Below are 6,246 nucleotides of genomic sequence, written 5' to 3'. Positions count from 1 at the left end.
GAACTGGGGGCGGCCCGCCGCCCCTTGCTGCTCGTGGTGCTGTTTCCAGCGCACCACCAAATAGGGCGGCACACCAAGGTTGCGAGCAATCTCTGCGCAGCTTTTCTGGCTGCTGATCACCAAGCGCACGGCTTCTTCTTTGAACTCGGCGGTGTAGTGGTTTTTGCTGGCGGTCATATCAGTCTCCATTGTCGGTCAGACTGAACTCCTCCTCCACAGAACCCTAGCAAGATCAAAGAACCCCAAACCAAAGTTGACACTCCACTAGGTGTTGCCCCGCTGATCAAGACTCCAAACGCCCTTCGCTGAACCCTTGGCGGTCTCGAATGTTTACCCTGACAGATCTGAAAGCCGCCCAAGCTCCATGCTGATCCTCTCCTTCGGATGGTCCAAGTGTTGGGAGTCTCCACTTGACAGGGAGTCCAGTTGGCGTCTACTATTTCGTTAGTTGGCGAAATAGGCAACTAAGGAGTCCCTGTGCGAATCCCCCTACTTGCCCTGACCCTGGCCCTCACCGGCTCTACACTGGCTGCCTCCACAGCGACCGAGCTGAGCGTCGGGACACTGACCTTGCACGGCACCCTGGAGACGCCGGATTTCCCGGCCCCCTGGCTCACCGTGCTGATCGTGGCTGGATCGGGCCCCACCGACCGAGATGGCAACAGCGCTGGGCTTCCCGGAGCCAACGACAGCCTCAAGCAACTCGCCCAAGGCCTAGCAAAACAAGGCATCGCCAGTGTGCGTTACGACAAGCGCGGCATCGGTCGAAGCGTCCCCGCCGTCGGCCGAACCCTCCGCGAAGAAGACCTGGTGTTCGGAGATTTCGTGAACGACGCCGCTGCGTGGATTCGGCAGATGCAGGCTGACCCGCGCTTTGCTGGCGTCAGCCTGGCCGGACACAGCGAAGGGGCACTGATTGCCTTGGCGGTCGCCAACTCGACTCCGGTGGACGCAGTGGTCACGCTGGCCGGTCCTGGCGAGAACTTGGCGAATGTCTTGCAGCGTCAAATCCGCGCCAACCTGGCCAATCCCCCTGAGCTGGTGGCCGAGGTGAACCGTATCCTGGCCGAACTGCGTGCGGGCCGCCGGGTGGCGTCCGTCTCGCCTGTCCTGGCTGCACTGTTCCGCCCCAGCGTACAGCCGTTCTTGATCTCGGCCTTCCAGTACGATCCTGCCCAGTTGATCAAGACGGTCAAGGCCCCGGTGCTGATCGTCCAGGGTAAACGTGACCTCCAAGTTCTGCCCGACGACGCCCGGCGGCTTTCCGCTGCCGCTCCTCAGGCTAAACTCTTGCTCATTCCTGGCATGAACCATGTCCTCAAGCAGGTTGGGAACGACCTGGCCCTGAATCAGCGGTCCTACGGTGATCCCACCGTGACCTTCAGTCCCGCGCTGCTGCCCGCCGTCGTTTCTTTTCTGAAAGTCAGTCTCGGCAAAAAAGCCCCTATGCCGTGAACGAGGTCTTCAAGGCCCTGGCCGATCCCACCCGCCGGGAAATCTTACGAACCTTGCGCAGTGGAGAGAAGACGGCGGGCGAGTTGGCCGATCTGTTTCCACTGGCCAAGAGCACCCTCAGCCGCCACTTCGCAGTGCTGCGCGCCGCCGACCTGGTGACGTCCGAAAAGCGCGGCACCTCTGTGGTCTACCGGTTGGACACCACGGTGTTTCAAGAAGTCTCAGTGGGGCTGTTCGAGTTGTTTGGAGCGGTTCCAGGCTGGATGACGCTACAGGGGTCAACCCAGGACAAGGAGAAGCGATGACGATCAAAGAATGGCCTGCCACACTGTGCTTTATCGGCTCTGGAGTGGTTGCGGCCCTGGTCTACCCACGCCTGCCCCACTCTGTCCCGGTGCACTGGGGCCTCGACGGCACACCGGACCGTTTCGGTTCCCGCTTAGAGGCTTTGCTTGTGCCTCTGCTCGTTTGTCTGGCCACCGCTGCGCTGCTGTGGGCCATCGGACGCTTCTCGCGTGCTGACCGCGCCAATGTTCCAGTGCTGCGAACCGCGCGTCTGGCTCTGGGCGCACTGGCCTTGCTGCTGACCTTGGCTTATGCCCTGGAGTGGGAAATGGGCCGCGCAGCCCTGATCGGCGCCGGGTTGGTGCTGACTCTGCTGGGCAATGTGATGGGCCGCACTCAACCCAGCGTGTTTGTGGGACTGCGGACGCCCTGGGTCTTCCTGAGCCGCCGGGCTTGGTTTGCCTCACAGCGCCGCGCTGCCCTGTGGCTGACGGGCCTGGGTGCGCTGTTCATGATCTCAGGGGCGCTGCTCCCACCGGGTGTGCTGTTCTCCTGGGCCGTGCCAGGAGGTGTGGTGCTCAGTGTACTGGGCGTGGTGGTCTGGCTGACGTATCGGTCGTACCGCGACTGGAAGGAAGATCCCTCACCTGAGCCCGTGTTGGAGCGCTGAAGTCTGGTGACAGCGCGTGAACACGGCGTTCACACTGAAGGTGCCAACTCAGTCGATTGAGGTTAGGACGTGTATTCCGCTGAATGGAGGAGGCCGTGCGAAGCTTGAAGTGACCTCGTGTACTAAGGGGTGTTTTGGGCTGTGCAACAGTCAGGGTAACGTCAACATCCCTGAACACGGGTGCTAACGCTCGTCTTTTCGATCCTTTCGTACTCCCCTTCTCTCAGGTCTCTATTGATTGTTGCACTCACTTGGGAAACAAAGAGGCGCAGTCGTCTGACTCGTGTTTGGACGAGGTTGACGGCCGTTGCGTTCGGCCTGAGGAGGAACCGCTTTCCTGTTCACTTTGATGCCCCTACAGGCCAGGAGGAGCGACCAACTCAGGCGGGTTCGTTGGATTGCAGTGGCACAGCGTCTGATCGGCGGGAGAGGCCACAGAGCTGTTCGCGGTCGCCCGTGCGCAGGTTGAACAGGGCGGCGACGGGTTGGCCGTCGGCAGGTTGCAGACCTTCAAACTTGAGGTCGTCGATGGTGGCGAGATCCGGGGGATAGATTTGTTGATAGGTCAGGATTTTGTCTTTGGGGATGAGTGAAGTTGTCCATTCGCTGGGCCTGACACCCAGTATCTCTCGGTTGACTTGTCCCAGCTGTGCGCTTGACAGGCAACGGCTTGGTCACGCTGATGCACCCGGTGTCGGGCCGCCTTGCATTTTGCCTGAGGCATCCTGGACAGCAGGTGATCTTGCTCCTGCTGTCCAGGAAAGAATTCTTGCACCTGCAGGTGCCAGTCTGATGTCACTCAGCACGTCCTCTCCACAGCAACAACGGATGTCGATGTTGGCTGTCATCCATCCGGCATTTTCTTGCGGGCAATGATCCGGGTGAGCAGGGCCAAGGCACGCGTCAGGTCGTACTGCGCCAGCACAGCTTCTGCATCCTGGATGCTTCCAGGAAAACTGCTGGTCTGAGCGCCGATCTGCGCGGCGTACGACCCGAATCGATCCAGTGGGAGATGAAAGCCGCGCGGCCCCACGGGCGTTTCACCCACCACCAGAAGGGCACCGCGGTCCAGCCGGACGGGCCGAAGCACCTGCTGGTCTAGCATGACTTGCGCCGCACGCGCCTTGATTTCAGTGCGTTCGGGATCTACATTGACGATGGACGGGAAAGCACACACTTGGCTCAAGGAGCAATCGACAGCGAGTCAGTCGTCGCCATTACGTGTCTCCAATACCCACCCCTGGCCTACCAGGACGAGTGTGATCACAACGCGATTTTCATCGCTCATGCACGTGAGGATGTGCCTGCTTTGTTGGCAGAAGTGCTTCGCCTCCGTGACCTTCTGTCACGGGAGTCGTAAGTGCGATGAACCTTGGCCGACACGCCCTAGACGGCTTGTTCACCGTCCTCTTCCCCACAGGCGTGGGGGTGATCCGAAAACACCACAAACGCCCCTATTGACTTTGAACTCTTCCCCACAGGCGTGGGGGTGATCCGGACAAAGACCCTGGGGATACGTGCGGTGATTTCTCTTCCCCACAGGCGTGGGGGTGATCCGGGCTGGCCGCCAATTTCGACTTCGACAAACACCTTTTCCCCACAGACGTGGGGGTGATCCGACCGGAGGTGGGGCAGCTTCCAGCATTCGCATCTCTTCCCCACAGGCGTGGGGGTGATCCGGCCTACGGTCTGGGTACGGTGCTGGGCTCTTCCCCACAGGCGTGGGGGTGATCCGCGGTATTGATGGCGGCGCGTGTCTCCGTCCGGACTCTTCCCTACAGGTGTGGGGTGATCCGGGGAATCCGGGCTACTGGCTATCGCGCCCCCCCTCTTCCCCACAGGCGTGGGGGTGATCCGGAAGCGTGGATCCAGCGCAACCGGGTTGTGTCCTCCTCCCCACAGGCGTGGGGGTGATCCGGGATTGGAGCGCATTGGCGTAGGCCTTGTCATCTCTTCCCTACAGGCGTGGGGGTGATCCGTGTCAGAGGAACGTTCCCCGACCAAAGCCCCCCTCTTCCCCACAGGCGTGGGGGTGATCCGAGGTTCCGAACTGCAGTCACCGCCTCACCCGGCTCTTCCCCACAGGCGTGGGAGTGATCCGGTGTATCTGGTGGCCTTCGGTACGGCACTGGACTCTTCCCCACAGACATGGGGGTGATCCGAAAGAACAGGCCCACAAAGCCAAGGAGAATCACTCTTCCCCACAGGCGTGGGGGTGATCCGACCACCAACGCTGAGCGTGCGGTCGTGCGCCTCTCTTCCCCACAGGCGTGGGGGTGATCCGGGGTCTGTGGGGTTCCGGTCTGTTGGCCCAGACTCTTCCCCACAGGCGTGGGGGTGATCCGGGCTTTCCCGGTTCCCGATGAGTTCCTGATCCCTCTTCCCCACAGGCATGGGGGTGATCCGGTGTACAGGGCGGCATGGGTGTCCCGACCGGCCTCTTCCCCACAGGTTGGCAACGTGCTGGCGGTTGGAATAAAAATGTGGGTCGCCGCTGCTTACTTCAAAGAATCAAGTAGCGTGGAGAGCGCCCGGAGTTGCATCCCAGGCACGTGCCCGATGAGGTCTTCGCTGATATGGGCTGCAGAGGAGAGGGCATGGCTGAGCAGTTCACTGCCTGTGGGGGTGAGGGCGACGTAACTGATGCGTGCGTCGCGGATGTCTGGCAGGCGAGTAATCAAGCCAATCTTTTCCAGAGGGAGGAGTAGCCGCGTCACCCCCGAGGCGGTCAACCCCAGCTGCGTGGCCAGATCGCTGCGGCGCACCTTGCCCTGAGGCGCTTGAGCCACCGAGTGCAGGACTGTGAAGTCGTTAAGACTGAGACCGTGCAAGGCGCTGAGACGGTGATCAATGTGACGGGTGAGGACGGCGGTCGCCCGGTTCAGGTTGAGGCAGAAGTGAAGAGCGTCACGTCCGACCGGATCAGGCTCAGACATGTGCTGATGTTCCATGAAGTGCTTCGGCCAATTCTGACGCGGTTGGTGGCTGGTACACCCGTTCCATCATGTCGAACATGGCTGGGGTGACGGTCAGGGCGAATGTTTCGCCTTGGATCTCGTTGCGGTGGAGCACACGTGAGCGGCGGAGGTCGGCTGGCGCGTCAATCAGGTGAAATGTGGGGGCCGCGCCGCAGTGTATGGCCAACTGTCGGGCACGCTCGCGGTCATCAGTGGTCAAGAACCCGAGGTCGAGAATGACGGGGGTATGGACGGTCACGAGTTGCTGGACCACAGTCCAAATCTGAGTATGGCAGCGGGCAACGCGCGCCATGACCCAAGCGATGTCAAGGGGTTGAGGCAGATCCGGGCCGTAGAGGGTGACCATCCACTCATCAATGGAGAACCGTACCCCCTGGGTCTGGGTAGTCAATGTCCGGGCGTAGGTGGTTTTGCCAGCGCCTTGAGGACCGTAGATAACGTGCACGATTGGGAGTGGATTCATCTGGACTCCTATTCAATCTTGTTGACATGTATTTGATCTATCAAATACATGTCAACCTTAAACTTGATCGCCGGTGGTGTCCAGCCAATGGGCCATTGTGCCTATATCGTGTCCTGCGGTAGGGCTCAGAGCTCAGTACCCGACACTTTCTGAATTGAGCGTCTGGCTGGATTTCAAAAGCCCAATGAGTTGCAGGGCTTCCGCCTCCCCACGCTCGTGGATGCAGACGAACGTCCGCACGAGGGTCCGGAGGCCCAGCGTCACCACACTCCAGGCTCGCCGACCGTGCGCCTTCACAGTGCAGGTTTGGAGAACCCCCACCAGCACGCACCAGACGTACGCCAGGGTCAATAGGCAGAGTAGGCGCTCCACGTGATCGTGGAGCGTCATGTGGG

At 60.9% G+C, this 6,246-nt stretch carries 7 protein-coding genes, 1 pseudogene and 2 CRISPR repeat arrays; of the genes and pseudogenes, 3 read left to right on the top strand and 5 right to left on the bottom strand.

The genetic code is table 11. The features are described from left to right. The coding region (locus F561_RS30680; protein WP_040381928.1) for a transposase at window positions 1-177 on the bottom strand (177 nt) is incomplete at its 3' end. Between the two features lie 300 nt (window positions 178-477). Between F561_RS30680 and F561_RS0123940 the strand changes: the two genes are divergently transcribed. Genes F561_RS0123940 through F561_RS0123930 form a run of 3 tightly spaced genes read left to right on the top strand, consistent with a single transcriptional unit; the run spans window position 478 to window position 2,410 of the window. Next, window positions 478-1,455 (top strand): alpha/beta hydrolase, encoded by a 978-nt coding sequence (locus F561_RS0123940; protein ID WP_019012494.1) that lies wholly within the window; start codon window positions 478-480, stop codon window positions 1,453-1,455. Continuing rightward, window positions 1,452-1,760, top strand: coding sequence for an autorepressor SdpR family transcription factor (locus F561_RS0123935; protein ID WP_019012493.1), 309 nt, complete (start codon window positions 1,452-1,454; stop codon window positions 1,758-1,760). Before F561_RS0123940 ends, F561_RS0123935 begins: the two co-directional genes overlap by 4 nt. After that, complete coding sequence (locus F561_RS0123930; RefSeq protein ID WP_019012492.1) at window positions 1,757-2,410, top strand: DUF1648 domain-containing protein; 654 nt, start codon at window positions 1,757-1,759, stop codon at window positions 2,408-2,410. The genes F561_RS0123935 and F561_RS0123930 overlap by 4 nt, the downstream gene beginning before the upstream one ends. 844 nt (window positions 2,411-3,254) lie before the next feature. On the opposite strand, the gene F561_RS0123920 is transcribed toward F561_RS0123930, so the two are convergent. The 4 genes and pseudogenes from F561_RS0123920 to F561_RS0123900 form a co-directional block, all read right to left on the bottom strand. Further along, window positions 3,255-3,515 (bottom strand): hypothetical protein, encoded by a 261-nt coding sequence (locus F561_RS0123920; RefSeq protein ID WP_019012490.1) that lies wholly within the window; start codon window positions 3,513-3,515, stop codon window positions 3,255-3,257. Between the two features lie 302 nt (window positions 3,516-3,817). Further along, window positions 3,818-4,145: direct repeats of the CRISPR family, unit length 29 nt; unit sequence CTCTTCCCCACAGGCGTGGGGGTGATCCG. Between the two features lie 92 nt (window positions 4,146-4,237). After that, a CRISPR array of direct repeats spans window positions 4,238-4,816; the repeat unit is 29 nt; unit sequence CTCTTCCCCACAGGCGTGGGGGTGATCCG. A gap of 92 nt (window positions 4,817-4,908) precedes the next feature. Continuing rightward, the gene (locus F561_RS0123910; protein ID WP_019012488.1) at window positions 4,909-5,346 is read right to left on the bottom strand and encodes a MarR family winged helix-turn-helix transcriptional regulator; all 438 of its coding nucleotides are present in this window, start codon (window positions 5,344-5,346) and stop codon (window positions 4,909-4,911) included. Continuing rightward, window positions 5,339-5,851: a P-loop nucleotide/nucleoside kinase family protein gene (locus F561_RS0123905; RefSeq protein WP_019012487.1), complete on the bottom strand. Its 513-nt coding sequence runs from the start codon at window positions 5,849-5,851 to the stop codon at window positions 5,339-5,341. The genes F561_RS0123910 and F561_RS0123905 overlap by 8 nt, the downstream gene beginning before the upstream one ends. 132 nt (window positions 5,852-5,983) lie before the next feature. Continuing rightward, window positions 5,984-6,246, bottom strand: a pseudogene (locus F561_RS0123900) (IS4 family transposase); the annotation flags it as partial.

It is taken from the genome of Deinococcus aquatilis DSM 23025 (genome assembly GCF_000378445.1).
GTDB classification, from domain to species: domain Bacteria; phylum Deinococcota; class Deinococci; order Deinococcales; family Deinococcaceae; genus Deinococcus; species Deinococcus aquatilis.
Note: the sequence above shows the minus strand (reverse complement) of the source record. Positions and strands in the feature narration are given on the sequence as shown.